Origin of the sequence: Streptomyces sp. NBC_00209, from assembly GCF_045206345.1 — a bacterium.
Classification (GTDB): domain Bacteria; phylum Actinomycetota; class Actinomycetes; order Streptomycetales; family Streptomycetaceae; genus Streptomyces.
This window is the reverse complement of sequence record NZ_CP108121.1, coordinates 3,958,702-3,976,202: the sequence shown is the minus strand read 5'-3', so window position 1 is coordinate 3,976,202 and position 17,501 is coordinate 3,958,702. Positions and strand designations below refer to the sequence as shown.

The 17,501-nt window shown below is 71.9% G+C and carries 17 protein-coding genes; 3 read left to right on the top strand and 14 right to left on the bottom strand.

Features of this window, described 5'->3' with window-relative positions:
- Positions 1-38: 38 nt before the first annotated feature.
- The 3 genes from OG867_RS18030 to OG867_RS18020 all read right to left on the bottom strand — a co-directional run bounded on the left by OG867_RS18030 (position 39) and on the right by OG867_RS18020 (position 5,199).
- Positions 39-764, bottom strand: coding sequence for a M23 family metallopeptidase (locus OG867_RS18030; protein WP_328900831.1), 726 nt, complete (start codon positions 762-764; stop codon positions 39-41).
- Positions 765-1,181: 417 nt separating this feature from the next.
- Positions 1,182-2,429: a PQQ-binding-like beta-propeller repeat protein gene (locus tag OG867_RS18025; RefSeq protein WP_328900832.1), complete on the bottom strand. Its 1,248-nt coding sequence runs from the start codon at positions 2,427-2,429 to the stop codon at positions 1,182-1,184.
- Positions 2,430-2,673: 244 nt separating this feature from the next.
- A complete protein-coding gene (locus tag OG867_RS18020) occupies positions 2,674-5,199 on the bottom strand; it encodes an ATP-dependent Clp protease ATP-binding subunit (protein ID WP_328900833.1) in 2,526 nt (841 codons plus the stop codon).
- Between the two features lie 442 nt (positions 5,200-5,641).
- Here OG867_RS18020 and OG867_RS18015 point away from each other — a divergent pair, with 442 nt between their 5' ends.
- Complete coding sequence (locus OG867_RS18015) at positions 5,642-6,262, top strand: SCO3374 family protein (RefSeq protein WP_328900834.1); 621 nt, start codon at positions 5,642-5,644, stop codon at positions 6,260-6,262.
- On the opposite strand, the gene OG867_RS18010 is transcribed toward OG867_RS18015, so the two are convergent.
- From OG867_RS18010 to OG867_RS17965, 10 genes are all read right to left on the bottom strand, one after another.
- Positions 6,241-6,576 (bottom strand): Lsr2 family protein, encoded by a 336-nt coding sequence (locus OG867_RS18010; protein WP_328900835.1) that lies wholly within the window; start codon positions 6,574-6,576, stop codon positions 6,241-6,243. The genes OG867_RS18015 and OG867_RS18010 overlap by 22 nt on opposite strands.
- 156 nt (positions 6,577-6,732) lie before the next feature.
- Complete coding sequence (locus OG867_RS18005; protein WP_328900836.1) at positions 6,733-7,290, bottom strand: amino-acid N-acetyltransferase; 558 nt, start codon at positions 7,288-7,290, stop codon at positions 6,733-6,735.
- Between the two features lie 9 nt (positions 7,291-7,299).
- Positions 7,300-7,752 (bottom strand): BlaI/MecI/CopY family transcriptional regulator, encoded by a 453-nt coding sequence (locus OG867_RS18000; protein WP_406286599.1) that lies wholly within the window; start codon positions 7,750-7,752, stop codon positions 7,300-7,302.
- Between the two features lie 122 nt (positions 7,753-7,874).
- Positions 7,875-8,054 carry a hypothetical protein gene (locus tag OG867_RS17995; RefSeq protein ID WP_328900838.1) on the bottom strand — a complete coding sequence of 60 codons (180 nt, stop codon included), beginning with the start codon at positions 8,052-8,054 and terminating at the stop codon, positions 7,875-7,877.
- A gap of 42 nt (positions 8,055-8,096) precedes the next feature.
- Positions 8,097-8,663, bottom strand: coding sequence for a hypothetical protein (locus OG867_RS17990; protein ID WP_406291018.1), 567 nt, complete (start codon positions 8,661-8,663; stop codon positions 8,097-8,099).
- A gap of 137 nt (positions 8,664-8,800) precedes the next feature.
- Positions 8,801-9,598 carry a type III pantothenate kinase gene (locus OG867_RS17985; RefSeq protein ID WP_328900839.1) on the bottom strand — a complete coding sequence of 266 codons (798 nt, stop codon included), beginning with the start codon at positions 9,596-9,598 and terminating at the stop codon, positions 8,801-8,803.
- Positions 9,598-10,629, bottom strand: coding sequence for a carboxylating nicotinate-nucleotide diphosphorylase (gene nadC, locus OG867_RS17980; RefSeq protein ID WP_328900840.1), 1,032 nt, complete (start codon positions 10,627-10,629; stop codon positions 9,598-9,600). The genes OG867_RS17985 and nadC overlap by 1 nt, the downstream gene beginning before the upstream one ends.
- A gap of 2 nt (positions 10,630-10,631) precedes the next feature.
- The gene (locus tag OG867_RS17975; RefSeq protein WP_406286596.1) at positions 10,632-12,362 is read right to left on the bottom strand and encodes an L-aspartate oxidase; all 1,731 of its coding nucleotides are present in this window, start codon (positions 12,360-12,362) and stop codon (positions 10,632-10,634) included.
- Positions 12,359-13,372, bottom strand: a complete 1,014-nt coding sequence (gene panC / locus OG867_RS17970; RefSeq protein ID WP_328900842.1) for a pantoate--beta-alanine ligase — start codon at positions 13,370-13,372, stop codon at positions 12,359-12,361. Before panC ends, OG867_RS17975 begins: the two co-directional genes overlap by 4 nt.
- Positions 13,372-14,334 (bottom strand): Rossmann-like and DUF2520 domain-containing protein, encoded by a 963-nt coding sequence (locus tag OG867_RS17965; RefSeq protein WP_406286593.1) that lies wholly within the window; start codon positions 14,332-14,334, stop codon positions 13,372-13,374. The genes panC and OG867_RS17965 overlap by 1 nt, the downstream gene beginning before the upstream one ends.
- Positions 14,335-14,501: 167 nt before the next feature.
- On the opposite strand from OG867_RS17965, the gene OG867_RS17960 reads away from it, so the two are divergent.
- Both OG867_RS17960 and OG867_RS17955 read left to right on the top strand, forming a co-directional pair.
- A complete protein-coding gene (locus tag OG867_RS17960) occupies positions 14,502-15,698 on the top strand; it encodes a threonine aldolase family protein (protein ID WP_406286590.1) in 1,197 nt (398 codons plus the stop codon).
- Positions 15,695-16,813 carry a DUF5937 family protein gene (locus OG867_RS17955; protein ID WP_406286588.1) on the top strand — a complete coding sequence of 373 codons (1,119 nt, stop codon included), beginning with the start codon at positions 15,695-15,697 and terminating at the stop codon, positions 16,811-16,813. Before OG867_RS17960 ends, OG867_RS17955 begins: the two co-directional genes overlap by 4 nt.
- Here OG867_RS17955 and OG867_RS17950 read toward each other — a convergent pair.
- A complete protein-coding gene (locus OG867_RS17950) occupies positions 16,810-17,484 on the bottom strand; it encodes a response regulator transcription factor (protein WP_328900846.1) in 675 nt (224 codons plus the stop codon). The two genes, OG867_RS17955 and OG867_RS17950, sit on opposite strands and share 4 nt — an antisense overlap.
- Positions 17,485-17,501 lie beyond the last annotated feature (17 nt).

The window sequence follows — 17,501 nt, the reverse complement described above, 5'->3', positions numbered from 1 at the left end:
TCGGGGGCAGGGGCCGGGGGCCGGGGACACAGGACGGATCAGATGTTGATGCCGTGCTTGTGCAGGAAGTTGACCGGGTTGACCGCCGAACCGTAGTTCGGGGTGGTCCGGATCTCGAAGTGCAGGTGCGGGCCGCTGGTGTTGCCGGTGTTGCCGGACAGGGCGATCTTCTCGCCCTTCTTCACGTGCTGGCCGATGTGCACATCGATCTTGGACAGGTGCGCGTACTGCGAGTACGTGCCGTTGCCGTGCGAGATCACGATGGCGTTGCCGTACGCGGGGCCGTCGCCGCCGCCGTTCGGGCCGGCCTTCACGATCGTGCCGCTGTGGGCGGCCTCGACCTTGGTGCCGATCGGCACGGCGAAGTCCTGGCCGGAGTGCTTGTGCGCCCAGCGGCTGCCGTCGTTGCCGAAGCTCGCGGTCAGGCTGTAGTGGGCGACCGGGGTCTCCCAGGGGAGCTTGGCGATGGCCTTCTTCTTGGCCGCGGCCTTCTTCTTCGCGGCTTCCTTCTTCTTCGCCGCGTCGGCCTTCTTCTCGGCCGCGTGCTTGGCCGCGGCCTTGCCCTGCGCGGTCGCCTGCTGGGCGACCGAGTCGGCGGTGGCCGAGGAGACCAGGGCCGGGGCCTGGGGGGCGTCCGCAGTGCCGGCCGCGAACGCAGCGCCCGCACCGAGAACCATCGACGTCCCCAGGCCGGCTGCCACCACGGCGCCACGGACACGGGACACGGACGGGCGGCGGGACTGGAACGTAACGCGCTTCGACATAAGCGGAAAACCTCCGGAGATGACTGGACCCGGCGGTGCGCCGGGCTGGCCATACCTTGGTAACCCGCACCCCCGCCGGTACTCAAACACCCCATCTACGATCAAAAGCCGTAGAAAGCGCCCCGGGAATTCGCCCGGCGGACCCCCACCCGACCCCCTCCGGAAGTCCCCCGAAAGTCCCTCCCGGAACAGGTTTAGGCCCAGTTCCAAACCGCCCTAATCGGACATACGCCCTCTGTGCGGGCCTACGCCTCCGCACACGCCGAGGGCCCGTCCGCCGCAGGGCCGAAAGGCCCCCGACGGATCGGGCCCGCTGCTCCTAAGGCGGCTAGTAGGCCCCGAATGGCCTGTGCGCCTTGTCACCGGCGGTGGGACCGAAGGCCGTCCGTTTCGGGACCTTCGGCCCGGTGCCGATCACTACCCGACGGGCAGCCCGGTCACCTTCTTGGCGTGCAGGGCGACCAGCCGCTTGGCGCCAGCCGCCAGGTACCAGCGGTCGAGGTCGCCGGAGCCGTCGTTGTACGTCCAGAGCAGCTTGCCGTCGGCCGGGTCGAAGGCGTGGATGCCGCCGTTCTTGTCGAACTGGGTGGCCCCGTAGAGGACACCGCCCACCTTGGCGAACTGCCAGGGGGCATCGATGTCCAGGCTCTCCGGGTTGTGCCAGTGGCGTTTTCCGGTCGCCGGATCGACCGCCCACAGGGCGTGGACGGTGTCCGAGACGTAGAGGACGCCGTCCAGAACGGCCGGGTCGTTGAACCGGCTGTACTTCTCGGTCGCGAAGGACCAGCGCTCGGCGCCCGTCTCCAGGTCGAAGGCGCGCAGCTGCTCACCGGTCGCGATGATGACCAGGCCCTCGTGGACCTCGAAGCCGCGGTTGCCGCTGCGGCCGATCTTCTTCGTCCAGACCTGGTGGCCGGTCGAGGTGTCGCGGACCGTGAGGTTCTCGCGGAAGTCCGTGTAGACGAGGCGCTTGCCGGAGACCCGTGCCGTGAGGCCGTTGGCATCGGTGCCGTGGTCGCGCTGCTCGCGCCAGACGACCTTGCCCGAGGAGGTGTCGATGGCGGCGATCACGTTGTCCGGGGTGCGGAAGTCCTTGTCCAGGATCCCGGCGACGACATAGACGTGGTCGGCGTCGGCGGCGATGACCCGGGGCTGGGAGTACTCCTTGTCACCGAGCCGGCTGCGCCAGGTGTCCTTGCCGGTCCTGGGGTCGAGCCCGATGATGTTGCCGTCGTAGCGGGCGCTGGCCAGGTAGAGCGTTCCGTCGCCGATCAGCATGCTCGCGCCCGGGGTGGTCACCTCGGCGCGCGACCAGAGCTCCTTGCCGGTGGTCAGGTCGCGGGCCACCAGCGGGTCACCGGAGACCAGCACCACGTCGTCGACCACGGCGACCGCGGAGATCCAGGCGAGCCCGTCGTACGTGGTGGCGTGCTGCCAGGCCGGCTTCGGCTTCCCGCCCGGCTTGGGGACGTCGCCCCCGGGCTTGCCGGACTCCCCCGGCTTCGGCGAACCGGAGCCGCCGCCCTCGACCGGCTCCTCGACCGGGCCGCAGGCCGCGGTCCCGGCGCCCAGCAGGGCCAGCCCCGCCCCGGCTCCGGCCAGCTTGAACATCCGCCTGCGCGACACATCGCCTCTGCCCATGGCGTGCCCGTCCCCCTCGTTCATGACGCGGTCCCGGGCTCCTCGTTCGCAATCGAAAAGCCCCGCCCGGGCCGATCACCCGAAGCGGGGCCAGATTAACCAGCGTCTTTCGGTCAACGAGCGTAGCGAACGCGACCGGAACGTTCCTGTGACGCCGCTGTCACCGTGTCCGCGACGCGAAAAGGGGCGGCCCCGGCCGGTCGAAACCGGTCGGGGCCGCCCCTTGGGACGCTCGGGCGCTACTGCCGGGAGGGGCAGAAGGCGCCTGTCACGCTTCCTTCGTCATGTTCGGGCCGCCGCCCGCCGCCTGCTCGATCGGCGGGACGTCGGGCAGAGCCGACTTCTCCTCGCCGCGGAAGGTGAACTTCTCGTCGTCGCCCTCGCCCTCGCTGCCGACGACCACGATGTGGCCGGGGCGCAGCTCGCCGAAGAGGATCTTCTCCGAGAGGATGTCCTCGATCTCGCGCTGGATCGTCCGGCGCAGCGGCCGGGCGCCCATCACGGGGTCGTAGCCCTTCTTGGCGAGCAGCTTCTTGGCCTCCGTGCTGAGCTCGATGCCCATGTCACGGTCCTTGAGCCGCTCGTCCACCTTCGCGATCATCAGGTCGACGATCTCGATGATGTCTTCCTGGCTGAGCTGGTGGAAGACGACCGTGTCATCGACACGGTTGAGGAACTCGGGCCGGAAGTGCTGCTTGAGCTCGTCGTTGACCTTGACCTTCATCCGCTCGTAGTTCGTCTTGACGTCGCCCTGGGCGGCGAAGCCCAGGTTGAAGCCCTTGGAGATGTCCCGGGTCCCGAGGTTGGTCGTCATGATGATGACCGTGTTCTTGAAGTCCACGACCCGGCCCTGGGAGTCGGTCAGGCGACCGTCCTCCAGGATCTGGAGCAGGGAGTTGAAGATGTCGGGGTGGGCCTTCTCGACCTCGTCGAAGAGGACGACGGAGAACGGCTTGCGGCGCACCTTCTCGGTGAGCTGGCCGCCCTCCTCGTAGCCCACGTAGCCGGGGGGCGAACCGAAGAGACGCGAGACCGTGTGCTTCTCGCTGAACTCCGACATGTCGAGGGAGATCAGCGCGTCCTCGTCGCCGAACAGGAACTCGGCGAGCGTCTTGGACAGCTCGGTCTTACCGACACCGGACGGGCCGGCGAAGATGAACGAGCCACCGGGGCGCTTCGGGTCCTTCAGACCGGCCCGCGTACGGCGGATCGCCTGCGAGAGCGCCTTGATGGCGTCCTTCTGCCCGATGACGCGCTTGTGGAGCTCGTCCTCCATGCGCAGCAGCCGGGAGGACTCCTCCTCGGTCAGCTTGAAGACCGGGATGCCGGTGGCGGTGGCGAGGACCTCGGCGATGAGCTCGCCGTCGACCTCGGCCACGACGTCCATGTCGCCGGCCTTCCACTCCTTCTCGCGCTTGGCCTTCGCCGCCAGCAGCTGCTTCTCCTTGTCGCGGAGGGAGGCCGCCTTCTCGAAGTCCTGGGAGTCGATGGCCGACTCCTTGTCGCGGCGCACGCCCGCGATCTTCTCGTCGAACTCGCGGAGGTCCGGCGGCGCGGTCATCCGGCGGATGCGCATCCGGGAACCGGCCTCATCGATCAGGTCGATCGCCTTGTCCGGCAGGAAGCGGTCCGAGATGTACCGGTCGGCCAGCGTCGCGGCCTGGACCAGCGCCTCGTCCGTGATGGACACGCGGTGGTGGGCCTCGTAGCGGTCGCGCAGACCCTTGAGGATCTCGATGGTGTGCGGCAGCGACGGCTCCGCGACCTGGATCGGCTGGAACCGGCGCTCAAGCGCGGCGTCCTTCTCCAGGTGCTTGCGGTACTCGTCCAGGGTGGTCGCACCGATGGTCTGCAGCTCGCCTCGCGCCAGCATGGGCTTGAGGATGCTCGCGGCGTCGATCGCGCCCTCGGCGGCGCCCGCACCCACCAGGGTGTGGAGCTCGTCGATGAACAGGATGATGTCGCCGCGGGTGCGGATCTCCTTGAGGACCTTCTTCAGGCGCTCCTCGAAGTCACCGCGGTAGCGGGAGCCGGCGACCAGGGCGCCGAGGTCGAGGGTGTAGAGGTGCTTGTCCTTCAGGGTCTCGGGCACCTCGCCCTTGACGATGGCCTGGGCCAGGCCCTCGACCACCGCCGTCTTGCCGACGCCGGGCTCGCCGATGAGCACCGGGTTGTTCTTGGTGCGGCGGGAGAGCACCTGCATGACCCGCTCGATCTCCTTCTCGCGCCCGATGACCGGGTCGAGCTTGGATTCGCGGGCGGCCTGCGTGAGGTTGCGGCCGAACTGGTCGAGCACCAGCGACGTGGAGGGCGTGCCCTCCGCGGGGCCGCCTGCGGTGGCCGCCTCCTTGCCGCCGGAGTACCCGGACAGCAGCTGGATGACCTGCTGGCGCACCCGGTTCAGGTCGGCGCCGAGCTTCACGAGGACCTGGGCGGCGACGCCCTCGCCCTCGCGGATCAGGCCGAGCAGGATGTGCTCCGTGCCGATGTAGTTGTGGCCGAGCTGGAGGGCCTCGCGGAGCGACAGCTCCAGGACCTTCTTGGCCCGGGGGGTGAAGGGGATGTGGCCGGACGGGGCCTGCTGGCCCTGGCCGATGATCTCCTCCACCTGCTGGCGGACCGCCTCGAGCGAAATCCCGAGGCTCTCCAGTGCCTTAGCGGCGACACCCTCACCCTCGTGGATCAGGCCCAGGAGGATGTGCTCGGTGCCGATGTAGTTGTGGTTGAGCATCCGGGCTTCTTCCTGAGCCAGGACGACAACCCGCCGCGCGCGGTCGGTGAACCTCTCGAACATCGTTAATCGCTCCTCAGAGCGGTCAGGCAGTAAGGGGTCGGTCCCCTCCCTGTCCTTCCGCAGCTTAGTCCCGCAAGCGGGGACCGCTCATTTCGACTGCCGACACCCGGCCCTGCTTCCCGGGGGGATCGCCCGCCCCGAACGCCGACAACTGCTCCAACCCGATGGTGCGAGACGATGTTCCCGCAGGCCAGGCCAATACCCCAGTCGCCAGTACGCCGATGGCGAACGTGAGACGTGCATGGCTTGCGTGTCGCCCCTCCCCACTAGGGATGTCTTACCCGCAATTACAGACAGTCCATGCGGCGTACGCGGGTTCCCTCCGCTACGGGCGAACATCTTCGTACTCCTGAATGCGCCCTTACGCTCCCAACCCGGACACCCTATGCGGTCGTGCGTACGCGCTACGTAACCTGAGGGGCCGGTCGGGGGTTGTTCCGTCATGACCCTCACCGTCCCGCCGCCCCGTGTCCCGCCCTCCGTCGAGCTGGGCGGTGACGCCCGGGGCGAGCCGTGGGACGGCTGGGCCGGGTGGTACGAGCGGGAGTTGGGCTGGGCCACGGCGGGCGGTGCGCCGGTGCGGCTGCTGACCGGGCTGCGGTTCGACGTGCTCGTCGTCCCCGCCGTGGCCGGACACGCGGCGCTGCGGCGGGTGGGCCCGACGGGGCCGGTGGCGCTCATGGGGCTGCGGATGAGCCTGCTGGTGGCGCCGGGGAGCGCGGAGGAGCTGCCGGGGCTGCTCGACTGGCTGGAGTGGGGCGGGGTCGCGCTGTCGCTGACCGGGCTGGGCGCGGGCGGGCGGATCACCGCTCCGCCGCCGCCGGGGCGTCCGGCGGAGCCGGGGGCCGCCTCCTGGCTGCGGCCCCCCAGGCCGTCACGGGAACAGGACGAAGCGCCGGTTCTCCCGGCTTTCTCCGGCTTCGGGAGCAGGCGTACCGATGCCCCCGACCTCGTCCGGCTCGTGGACGCCGTGGCGACGGAATGCCACCGGGCCCGACTGGCGCGTGCCCGGGCGGGCTTGTTCCACGATGAGCCCGTGGCTCAGCCGTTGGCCTTCTCGTAAGCCTCGCGGATCTCGGCGGGGACGCGGCCGCGGTCATTCACATTGTGGCCGTTCTCGCGGGCCCACTTACGGATCTCGGCGGTGTCCTTGTTGCCACCGGCGACGGCGCGGCCCTTGCCACGTCCCGACGCCGCACGGCCACCGGTACGCCGGCCGTTCTTCGCGTAGGGCTCGAGAAGGGAACGCAGCTTGTCCGCGTTGCTGGTGGTGAGGTCGATCTCGTACGTCTTGCCATCCAGCGCGAACGTCACCGTCTCGTCCGCCTCGCCACCGTCGAGGTCGTCAACAAGAAGGACCTGAACCTTCTGTGCCACCGGATTTCCTTTCATCGAAAATGGAGTACGCGGAAAGGAAACCGCTTTTCCTCGGAAAACACAAACCCCCGGGAGAGGTTCAGCAGCTCAAGGAGACGGGAAACATGCGCGATTCGGACATAGGGGCGCCGCCCCCTCTTCCGGCTCTTCGCGCGGTCACAGGTGCAGAAGCATCCGGCTGTTGCCCAAGGTGTTCGGCTTCACTCGTTCGAGACCGAGGAACTCCGCGACTCCCTCGTCATAGGAACGCAGCAGCTCGCTGTAGACATCTCCGTCGACGGGCGTCTCTCCGATCTCCACGAAGCCGTGCTTCGCGAAGAAGTCGACTTCGAAGGTGAGACAGAAAACCCGGCGGACGCCCAGCCAGCGGGCGGTCCGCAGCAGCTTGTCGAGGACCTGGTGGCCCACTCCGGCGCCCTTGAGGCCGTGGTCGACGGCGAGCGTGCGGACTTCGGCGAGGTCTTCCCACATGACGTGCAGCGCACCGCAGCCGACGACCGAGGCGTCCTCGTCGCGTTCGGCGATCCAGAACTCCTGGATGTCCTCGTAAAGCGTCACCGTGGCTTTGTCGAGGAGGATGCCTTCCCGCACGTAGCCGTCGAGGAGACGGCGGACCGCGGGCACATCGCTCGTCCGTGCGCGCCGGACGGTGATGGCCACGTTTATAACCGACGGTTCGGTCTGGGAATCGGTTTGCGGAAGCTCTGAGGACATACGCAGACGCTATCGCCCGGTCTCCGACTCCGCCCCATCGGCCGCTTCACCGGCTTCGCCGTCCCCGGCTTCGTCCGCGGGGGCCGCGCCGTCCTCGGGAAGAGTGGGCAGAACGATCCGCATCGCGTCGCGCAGAGCCTCGCGCTGCTCGGCGGACATCATCCCGAAGAACGCGACGAGCGCGGCCGCCGGGTTGTCGCTGAGCGACCAGGCTTCGTTCATCAGGGCGGCGGCGTATGCGGCGCGGGTGGAGACGGCCGTATATCGATATGCCCGGCCCTCCACTTCGCGGCGGACCCAGCCCTTCTGATGGAGATTGTCCATTACCGTCATGACGGTGGTGTAGGCGATGGACCGCTCCTGCTGAAGGTCCTCCAGGACTTCCCGCACAGTGACCGGACGGTTCCATTCCCAGACCCGTGTCATCACGGCGTCTTCGAGCTCTCCCAATTGACGGGGCACAGCGTCACCTTAGTGCCAGATGTCTGGAATGCGTAGCTATTTACACAGCAAAAAGGCGCACGACCCCTCGGGAGTCGTACGCCTTTTCGTATGACGGGAGCGCCTGGCGCGCACCGGAGGAGTCAGGCCCCTTCGGTGCGCGGGGTCTGCTGAACCGACTCGGCGCGGCCGATCGCCGCGTCCACGGCCGCGTCCTCCTTGGCCTTGTTGGGGCCGCCCTGGCTCTTGACGATCGTCACGACCAGGCCGATGAAGAAGGCGGCCATCACCACGGGGGGCACGAGCGCGGATACGTAGTCCATGCCCCCAGAGTAGCGAGCGGCTTCCCGGCCGCCGGAGAGGCCCTACCCCGCGCGGCGCTGAGGCGGCTGGGGCACCGGGCGGCGCGGCGGGAAGACCTCGGAGGGCTTCGGGGCCGGGCGCTCGGACGGCGGCACGGGGCGGGCCGGGGCCGGCGGCGCCTTCGGCCTGTCCGGCTCGGCGGCGCGCCCGCCGGGCAGGGCGAGCAACCGGCTGCGGGGCGCCGGGGTGGTCGCCGCGCGTCCGGCGAGCCGGGCCCGCACCGAGCGCTCCGCGATCATCTGGCAGCGCTCCAGGAGGGCCGCGGCGAGCGGGCCGCCGCGCAGGGCGCGCAGCGCGGCCAGGTCCTCGGGGAGCGGGTCGTATCCGGCGGCCAGGGCGTCCTGGAGGAGTTCCAGATAGCCGGTGAGGGAGCCGGGAAGGGCGTCGCGGTAGCGGACGAGGTCGGCGAGGAGGAAGGCGCGCAGCCGTCCGGCCTCGGCGACGGCCTCGTCCACGCTGCCCGCCAGCCGCAGGCAGTCCTGGACATCCTCGTCGGGCAGGGGCGCGGGGTGCAGCGCGAAGGCGAGGGCGCGTCGGAGCACTCGCAGCTCGTCCGCGCTGAAGGCCATACCGCCGCGTGATCCGTAGGGCGTGGGCATGACGCGACAATACGTGCTAAAGGGACAAAATCGGCTTAACTGGTCGTCGGTGGCGCGGCGGCCCCGGAGCGTCCTCACACCCGGAGCCGCCGGTCAGAGGCCCTCCGCTACAGCCGCGACACGTTGCGCTCGTACACCAGGCGGAGCCCGATGAGGGTCAGCCAGGGCTCGTGCTCGTCGATGACGGAGGACTCGCCCAGCACCATCGGAGCAAGGCCGCCCGTCGCGATGACGGTGACGTCGTCCGGGTCGGCCGCCAGCTCCTTCTTCATCCGCTCCACGACCCCGTCGACCTGGCCCGCGAAGCCGTAGATGATGCCTGCCTGCATGGCCTCGACGGTGTTCTTGCCGATGACGCTGCGCGGCCGGGCCAGCTCGATCTTGCGGAGCTGGGCGCCCTTGACGCCCAGCGCCTCGACGGAGATCTCGATGCCGGGCGCGATGACACCGCCGGTGTACTCGCCCCGGACCGAGACCGCGTCGAAGGTGGTGGCCGTGCCGAAGTCGACCACGATCGCCGGACCGCCGTACAGGTCGACGGCGGCGACCGCGTTGATGATGCGGTCCGCGCCGACCTCCTTCGGGTTGTCCATCAGGATCGGCACCCCGGTCTTGATGCCGGGCTCCACGAGCACGGCGGGGACGTCGCCGTAGTAGCGGCGGGTCACCTCGCGCAGCTCGTGCAGCACGGCCGGGACCGTGGAGCAGATCGCGATGCCCTCGATGCCGTCGCCCAGCTCCATGCCGAGCAGCGGGTGCATGCCCATGAGGCCCTGGAGCAGCACGGCGAGCTCGTCGGCGGTGCGGCGGGCGTCCGTGGAGATCCGCCAGTGCTCCACGATCTCCTCGCCGTCGAACAGGCCGAGGACGGTGTGGGTGTTCCCGACGTCGATGGTGAGCAGCATCAGGCGCCGGCCCCGTCGGTGTCGCGGAAGTCCAGGCCGATGTCCAGGATCGGCGAGGAGTGGGTCAGCGCGCCCACGGCCAGGTAGTCGACCCCGGCCTCCGCGTAGGCGCGGGCCGAGTCGAGGGTGAGCCGGCCGGAGGACTCCAGGAAGGCGCGGCCGCCGGTCAGGGCGACCGCCTCGGCGGTCTCGGCCGGGGTGAAGTTGTCCAGCAGGATCAGGTCGGCGCCCGCCTCCAGGACCTCGGTGACCTGGTCCATCGTGTCGACCTCGACCTCGATCGGCAGCTCCGGGAACTCCTCCCTGACCCGCTTGAACGCCTCGGCCACCCCGCCCGCCGCGATGACGTGGTTGTCCTTGACCAGCGCGGCGTCGGACAGCGAGAACCGGTGGTTGACGCCGCCGCCGCAGCGCACCGCGTACTTCTCCAGGGCGCGCAGCCCCGGCGTCGTCTTGCGGGTGTCCCGGACCTCGGCCTTGGTGCCCTCCAGCACATCGGCCCAGGCGCGGGTGGCGGTGGCGATGCCGGAGAGGCGGCAGAGCAGGTTGAGGGCGCTGCGCTCGCCGGTGAGGAGGTCGCGGGTGCGGGTGGTGACGGTCAGCAGCTTCTGGCCGGGGGCGACGCGGTCGCCGTCCTCGACGTGCCGCTCGACCTCGAACTCGGAGGTGCAGACGATCGACAGGACCGCCTCCGCCACGCGCAGCCCGGCCACCACACCGGCCTCGCGGGCGGTGAAGTCACCGGTGGCCACGGCGTCCTCGGCGACGGTGGCGACGGTCGTGACGTCCACCCCGCCGTCCAGGTCCTCGGCGATGGCGAGGTGCGCGATGTCCTCGACCTGGATCGGGTCCAGGCCGGATTCGGCGAGGAGCTGGGCGAGCGCGGGGTCGAGCCCGCACTCCTCGTACTCCTCGTCGCCGCCGCAGCCGCAGCCGTCCCCGCAGCCGCCCGCGGCGGGGGCGGGCGCACCGACCCGGATCAGCGGTACGTCCACGGGTGTGGGGCGCGGATTCTCTTCGGGCGTGCTCACGGTTACGGCTCCTCGGGAGTGGGGTGGGTGGTGCTCGTCGCTGCGCAGTCTGGTGCCCCGGGCGCGTCCACGGGCCCGAATGCCTCGGTATCCGTCCGACGGAGGACGAGACCGCCGTCCGGGCCGAGCCGTACGACGAGGTGGCGGCACCAGTCGGCGTCGTCGCGCTCGGGCCGGTCCTCGCGCCAGTGGCAGCCGCGGGTCTCCTCGCGGGTGCGGGCGGCGGCGACCAGGACCCGGGCGACGAGCAGCAGGTTGGTGGCCTCCCACGCCTCGACGCCGGGCACCGCGGGCTTCGCCTCGGCCGCCCCGGTCTCGTGCGCGCCGAGCCGCAGCTCCTCCAGCTCGGCGGCGGCGGTGGCCAGGCTCTCGGCGGAGCGCAGCACCCCGGCGCCCCGGGTCATGGCGCGCTGGACCGTGAGCCGGGTCTCGGGGGCGAGGAGCGGGACCGGGGTCCCTGCGGGCCCGACGGCCTCGCCGGCGGCGGGGCGGTCGGTGATGATGTCGGCGGCGATGCGCTCGGCGAAGACGAGTCCTTCGAGCAGCGAGTTGGACGCCAGCCGGTTCGCGCCGTGCACCCCGGTGCAGGCGACCTCGCCGCAGGCGTACAGGCCGGGGACGGTCGTACGGCCCCGCAGGTCGGTGCGGACGCCGCCGGACGCGTAGTGCGCGGCGGGGGCTACGGGGATGGGCTCGGTGACCGGGTCGATGCCGTGGGACCGGCAGGCGGCCAGGATCGTCGGGAAGCGGTGCTCCCACATCTCGGCGCCGAAGTGGCGGCCGTCGAGATACATGTGGTCGGTGCCCTTGAGCTGCATCTGGCGCGTGATGCCCTTGGCGACGATGTCGCGCGGGGCCAGCTCCGCCAGTTCGTGCTGCCCGAGCATGAAGCGCGTACCGGAGGCGTCGACCAGGTGGGCGCCCTCGCCGCGTACCGCTTCGGAGACCAGCGGCTGCTGGCCCTCGGAGCCGGCGCCCAGGAAGAGGACGGTGGGGTGGAACTGGACGAACTCCAGGTCCGAGACCTCCGCGCCGGCCCGCAGCGCGAGCGCCACGCCGTCGGCGGTGGAGACCGAGGGGTTGGTGGTGGCGGAGAAGACCTGGCCCATGCCGCCGGTGGCCAGGACCACGGCCGGGGCGTTGACCGCGCCGACGCCGTCGTGCTGGCCCTCGCCCATGACGTGCAGGGTGACCCCGGAGGTACGGCCTTCGGCGTCGGTGAGGAGGTCGAGCACGAGGGCGTTCTCGATGGTGTGCAGGGCGGCCGCGCGCACCGCCTCCACCAGGGCGCGGGAGACCTCGGCGCCGGTCGCGTCGCCGCCCGCGTGGATGATGCGGCGGCGGTGGTGGCCGCCCTCGCGGGTGAGGGCGACGGAGCCGTCCTCGGCGGTGTCGAACCGGGCACCGGTCTCCATCAGCCGGCGCACCGCGCCCGGACCGTCGGTGACCAGGGCCCGCACCGCGGACCCGTCGCAGAGGCCGACGCCGGCGACCAGGGTGTCGTCCAGGTGCTGTTCGGGGGTGTCGCCCTCGCCGAGGGCCGCCGCGATGCCGCCCTGGGCCCAGCGGGTGGAGCCGGCGTCCAGGCGGGCCTTGGTCACGACGACGGTGGCGAGGCCCGCGGCGGCGCAGCGCAGGGCGGTGGTGAGCCCGGCGACACCGGAGCCGACGACCACGACGTCGGCGTCGATGGACCAGCCGGGTGCGGGGGCTGTCAGCCGTATTCCGGTCACGGGGTCGCTCCGAAGGTGAGGGGGATGTTGTCGATGAGGCGGGTGGCGCCGACCCGGGCGGCGACGGCGAGGATCGCCTCACCGGCCGCGCGGTCGTCGGGGATCTCGGTGAAGTCGGCCGGGTCCACGAGCGCCACATAGTCCAGGGCGAGCGGCGGGCTCGCGGCCTCCGCGTCCTCCAGGACCGTGCGGGCGGCCGCGCGCGCGGCGGCGGGTCCGGCGTCCGGGCGGGCCCGGGCCACCGCCTGGGCGTCGGCCGCGAGGCGGGCCTCGCCGAGCCGGTTGAGCCCGGCGGCCCGGTCCTCGGTGGCGCCGGTGGCCTGCGCGCGGGCGTGCAGGGCGGCCTGGGCGGCGAGCCGGTCGCGGGCCGCGAACAGGGCGCGGGAGAGGGCGAGCGCGGTGCGGCGCTCGTGCGGATCGAGGAAGCGGTTGCGGCTGGACAGCGCGAGGCCGTCCGGCTCCCGGACCGTCTCGACGCCGTTGATCTCCACCGGGAAGTTCAGGTCGCGCACCATGCGCCGGATCAGGGCGAGCTGCTGGGCGTCCTTCTGCCCGAAGAACGCGGTGTCCGGCCGGGTGAGGTGGAGCAGCTTGGCGACGACGGTGAGCATGCCGTCGAAGTGGCCGGGGCGCGAGGCCCCCTCCAGCCGCTCGCCCATCGGGCCCGCCGAGATCCGGACCTGCGGCTCGCCGCCCGGGTAGACCTCGTCCACGGGCGGCGCGAAGACCACGTCGGCGCCGGCCGCGCCGGCCACCGCGAGGTCGGCGTCGAGCGTGCGCGGGTAGCGGTCGAGGTCGGCGGCCTCGCCGAACTGGAGCGGGTTGACGAAGACGGTGACGACGACCTGCCCGGCGGGGCCCGCGTGGGCGCGGGCGGCGCGGACGAGCGAGGCGTGGCCCTCGTGCAGGGCGCCCATCGTCATGACGACGGCCCGCCGCCCCTCGGGGGCGTACGTGTGCAGGTCGGCGGCGGTGTGCAGCAGGGCCGGGGTGGATGTGGTGACGGTCATCAGGACTCCTCCGGTCCACTGCCGTGGGAGCCTGGGCGCGACGGGCCGGACCCGCCGTCCGCCAGGGCGTCGAGCAGGTCCTCGGCCAGCTCCGGCTTGAGCAGGCCGTGGGCGAGGGCGCGGTCCGCCGTGGCGCGGGCCATCGCCACGTAACCGGCGACCGTCTGCGGGGCATGGGCGCGCAGTTCGCCGAGGTGCGCGGTGACCGTGCCGGCGTCGCCGCGCGCGACCGGGCCGGTGAGCGCCGCGTCGCCGGAGCGCAGGGCGTTGTCCAGGGCGGCGCCGAGCAGGGGGCCGAGCATCCGGTCGGGGGCGGTGACCCCGGCGGTGCGCAGCAGCTCCATCGACTGGGCGACCAGGGTGACCAGGTGGTTCGCGCCGAGGGCGAGGGCCGCGTGGTAGAGCGGACGGGACTCCTCCGCGATCCACTCCGGTTCGCCGCCCATCTCGATGACCAGCGCCTCCGCGGCGAGTCGCAGCTCGTCCGGCGCGGTGACCCCGAAGGAGCAGCCGGCCAGCCGCTGGACGTCCACGGAGGTGCCGGTGAACGTCATCGCGGGATGCAGCGCGAGCGGCAGGGCGCCGGCCCGGCGCGCGGGGTCCAGCACCTTCGTCCCGTACCGCCCGGAGGTGTGGACGAGGAGCTGTCCGGGGCGGACCGCCCCGGTCTCGGCCAGCCCTTCGACCAGCCCGGGGAGGGCGTCGTCGGGGACGGTCAGCAGGACGAGCTCGGCGCGTGCGAGGACGTCGGCGGGCGTCACGACGGGGACATCGGGCAGGAGGTCGGCGGCACGCCGCCGGGAGGCGTCGGAGACCCCGGAGACGGCGACCGGGCGGTGCCCGGCGAGGGCGAGGGACGCGGCCAGGGCGGGGCCGACACGGCCCGCCCCCACCACGCCGACGGTGAGCCGGGCGGGGCGGTCCCGGGCGTCGAGCGGGTCCTTGGAAGCTGTTGCGTTCACACTGCGGGCCTTCCGTTCCAGTCCGCGGGGGGTACCGGACGATTCCCTTGCATGCTACGCCAGCGGCCGCCCCGCACTCCCGACTTGTCCACAGCCTGTGGATACCGCTCCGAGCGACCCCCGGAAGCGCGGTGGGCAGGTCCGGCGTTCTGCGTGATGATCGTCCCATGGCAGACATGAACACGCAGGTGACGGACGAGACGGCGGAACCGGGCAGCGAGGAGGCGCGGCGGCTGCGGCGGCTCACCGCCTGGCGGGAGGCCGGGCGCGTGCTGTCCCGTCTCCCCCAGGACCGCACGCTCGGCGAGCAGCTGGCCGCCCTGGCGGCGGACGCCGGGACGGTCACCGACCCCGGGCTCCCCGCGGACCTCTACGGGGACGGGGTCGTCGGCGAACTGGAGCGGCGGGTCGCCGGGCTGCTGGGCACGGAGGCCGCCGTGTTCTTCCCGACCGGGACGATGGCGCAGCAGGTCGCGCTGCGCTGCTGGGCCGCCCGCACCGGCAACCCCGTCGTCGCCCTGCACCCGCTCGCCCACCCGGAGGTGCACGAGAGCGGCGCCCTGGGGGCGGTGAGCGGGCTGCGCACGGTCCACCCGACGACCGATCCGAGGCTGCCGACCGCCGACGAGGTCCGCGACTTCCCGGAGCCGTTCGGCACCCTGATGCTGGAGCTGCCGCTGCGGGACGCCGGTTTCCTGCTGCCCACCTGGGAGGAGCTGGAGGCCGTGGTGGCCGCCGCGCGCGAGCGGGACGCCGTCGTCCACTTCGACGGGGCCCGGCTGTGGGAGTGCGCGACGCGCTTCGGGCGCGGGCTGCCGGAGATCGCCGCGCTCGCGGACAGCGTGTACGTGTCGTTCTACAAGTCCCTGGGCGGGATCTCCGGGGCCGTGCTCGCCGGTTCCGCCTCCCTGGTCGAGGAGGCCCGCCTCTGGCGGCACCGGTACGGCGGTCAGCTCTTCCAACAGTTCCCGGCGGCGGTCGCGGCCCTGGCCGGGCTCGACCGGGAGCTGCCGAGACTGCCCTCGTACGTGGCGCACGCGAAGGTGGTCGCCGGGGCGCTGGCCGAGGGGTTCGAGGCGGCCGGCGCGGGCTGGTTCCGGGTGCGTCCGGAGGTGCCGCACACCCACCAGTTCCAGGTGTGGCTGCCGTACGACGCGGACGTGCTGGCGGAGGCGTCGGTGCGGCAGGCGGAGGAGACGGGCACGGTGCTCTTCCGCCGCTGGTTCACACCGGACGCGGGGGCGCCGGGGGTGGCGTTCACGGAGATCACGGTGACGGAGGCCGGGCTGGAGTGGAGCGCGGACGACGTACGGGACGCGGTGGCGGCGTTTCTGGAGCGGGTGACAGGCACCATGGACCGGTGAGCGTCACCATCGGCATCGCGGGGCTCGACCCCGAGCGCATCGTCTTCCGGACCTCCCCGCTCGTGGAGCTGGGCGTCGCCCTGCACGCCCTCTCCGAGCCGGGGCACCACCCGGGCCTGCACGGCTGGGCGACGGCCACCGCCACGGCCCTGGAGCCCGATCTCGCCGACCGGCTGCACGAGGCGGAGTTCCTGTGGCGGAACACCTTCTCGGACATCTTCATGCCGTCCGCCGGGGTCGTCGGGGGCGACGGCATGCCGGGCGACAGCCTCGCCGCCGAGCTGGACATCCTGGACCGTCTGAACGACGACCGGTTCGTCTCCGCCGCCCTGGAGTTCACCTGCGCCGCGTTCTACGGGACCGGCGTGGCCTCCCCGCTGCGCAACTCCGGGGCGCGTGCCCGGGCGCTGGACATGGCGGCGGCGCGCGGCCCGCGCCAGGTGGAGTTCACGAAGCGGCTGCTGGCCGACCCCGCTCCCGTACGCCGCTGGCTGCGCCGCCTGTTCGAGGACTGCGACCAGGCGTTCTTCGCGGACACCTGGGAGCGGACGCGCATCCAGCTGGTGGCGGACGCGCGGCACAAGACGGACCTGCTGCGGCGCAAGGGGGTCGCCGAGGCGATACGGGCGGTCTCGCCCGCGCTCACGCTCGACGCGGACGGCGGCCGGATCAGCGTCGACAAGCTGACCGAGGGGGCCACCACCGCGACGGACCCCGCCGTCGGCCCCGGGCTCACACTGATCCCGACCAGCTTCGGCTGGCCGCATCTGATGGTGCTGCACGCCCCGGGCTGGCGACCGGTGATCCACTACCCGGTGCACCGGCCGGAGCTGCCCGCGCCCGCCTCCGTGGAGCTGCTCCAGCTGCGGATGGAGGCGCTGGCGCACCCGATGCGGATGCGGCTGTGCCGGAACATCGCGCGTTCCCCGTACACCACTGGTGAACTCGCCGACACGAACGGGATCACCCCGCCCGAGGTCTCCCGCCATCTCGCGGTGCTCAAGAAGGCCGGTCTGGTCACGACCCGGCGCCGGGGCCGGTACGTCCTGCACCAGCTGGACCTGACCGTGGTGGCCCGGCTGGGCAGCGACTTCCTGGAAGGGATCCTGCGCTAGCCCGCGCCGCCGCCGGCGCGGACCAGCCCCGTCTCGTACGCGAGGACGACGACCTGCACTCGGTCGCGCAGGGACAGCTTGGTCAGGATGCGGCCGACGTGCGTCTTCACGGTCGCCTCGGAGAGCACCAGGCGGCCCGCGATCTCGCCGTTCGACAGACCCTGCGCGACGAGCAGCATGACCTCGCGCTCGCGTTCGGTGAGCTTGGCGACGTCCTTGTGCTGCGGGTCCGGGGTGCCGCTGGGCAGCATCGGTGAGAACCGGTCGAGCAGCCGTCGGGTGGTGGACGGGGCGACGACCGCGTCGCCGCTGTGCACGGAGCGGATCGCGGCGAGCAGTTCGCCCGGCGGCACGTCCTTCAGCATGAAGCCGCTGGCCCCGGCCTTCAGCCCGGAGAACGCGTACTCGTCCAGGTCGAACGTCGTCAGGATCAGCACCTTCGGCGGCTCGGGCTGCGCGCAGATGCGGCGGGTGGCCTCGACGCCGTCCAGCCTCGGCATGCGGACGTCCATCAGCACCACGTCCACGGCGGTGGCGCGCAGGATGTCGATCGCCTCGGCGCCGTCACCGGCCTCGGCGACCACCTCCATGTCGGGCTGGGCGGCGAGCACCATCCGGAAGCCGGTGCGCAGCAGCACCTGGTCGTCGACGAGCATCACGCGGATCGCCATGGGGGCTGTTCTCTCCT

Excerpts from the sequence above, each read along its gene's own strand:
- OG867_RS18005 (WP_328900836.1), bottom strand. The coding sequence starts at position 7,290 with ATGTCCTCAGAGCTTCCGCAAACCGATTCCCAGACCGAACCGTCGGTT.
- OG867_RS18020 (WP_328900833.1), bottom strand. The coding sequence starts at position 5,199 with ATGTTCGAGAGGTTCACCGACCGCGCGCGGCGGGTTGTCGTCCTGGCT.
- OG867_RS17995 (WP_328900838.1), bottom strand. The coding sequence starts at position 8,054 with ATGGACTACGTATCCGCGCTCGTGCCCCCCGTGGTGATGGCCGCCTTC.
- OG867_RS17960 (WP_406286590.1), top strand. The coding sequence starts at position 14,502 with ATGGCAGACATGAACACGCAGGTGACGGACGAGACGGCGGAACCGGGC.
- OG867_RS17990 (WP_406291018.1), bottom strand. The coding sequence starts at position 8,663 with ATGGCCTTCAGCGCGGACGAGCTGCGAGTGCTCCGACGCGCCCTCGCC.
- OG867_RS18015 (WP_328900834.1), top strand. The coding sequence starts at position 5,642 with ATGACCCTCACCGTCCCGCCGCCCCGTGTCCCGCCCTCCGTCGAGCTG.
- OG867_RS17950 (WP_328900846.1), bottom strand. The coding sequence starts at position 17,484 with ATGGCGATCCGCGTGATGCTCGTCGACGACCAGGTGCTGCTGCGCACC.
- panC (WP_328900842.1), bottom strand. The coding sequence starts at position 13,372 with ATGACCGTCACCACATCCACCCCGGCCCTGCTGCACACCGCCGCCGAC.
- OG867_RS17985 (WP_328900839.1), bottom strand. The coding sequence starts at position 9,598 with ATGCTGCTCACCATCGACGTCGGGAACACCCACACCGTCCTCGGCCTG.
- OG867_RS18030 (WP_328900831.1), bottom strand. The coding sequence starts at position 764 with ATGTCGAAGCGCGTTACGTTCCAGTCCCGCCGCCCGTCCGTGTCCCGT.
- OG867_RS18025 (WP_328900832.1), bottom strand. The coding sequence starts at position 2,429 with ATGAACGAGGGGGACGGGCACGCCATGGGCAGAGGCGATGTGTCGCGC.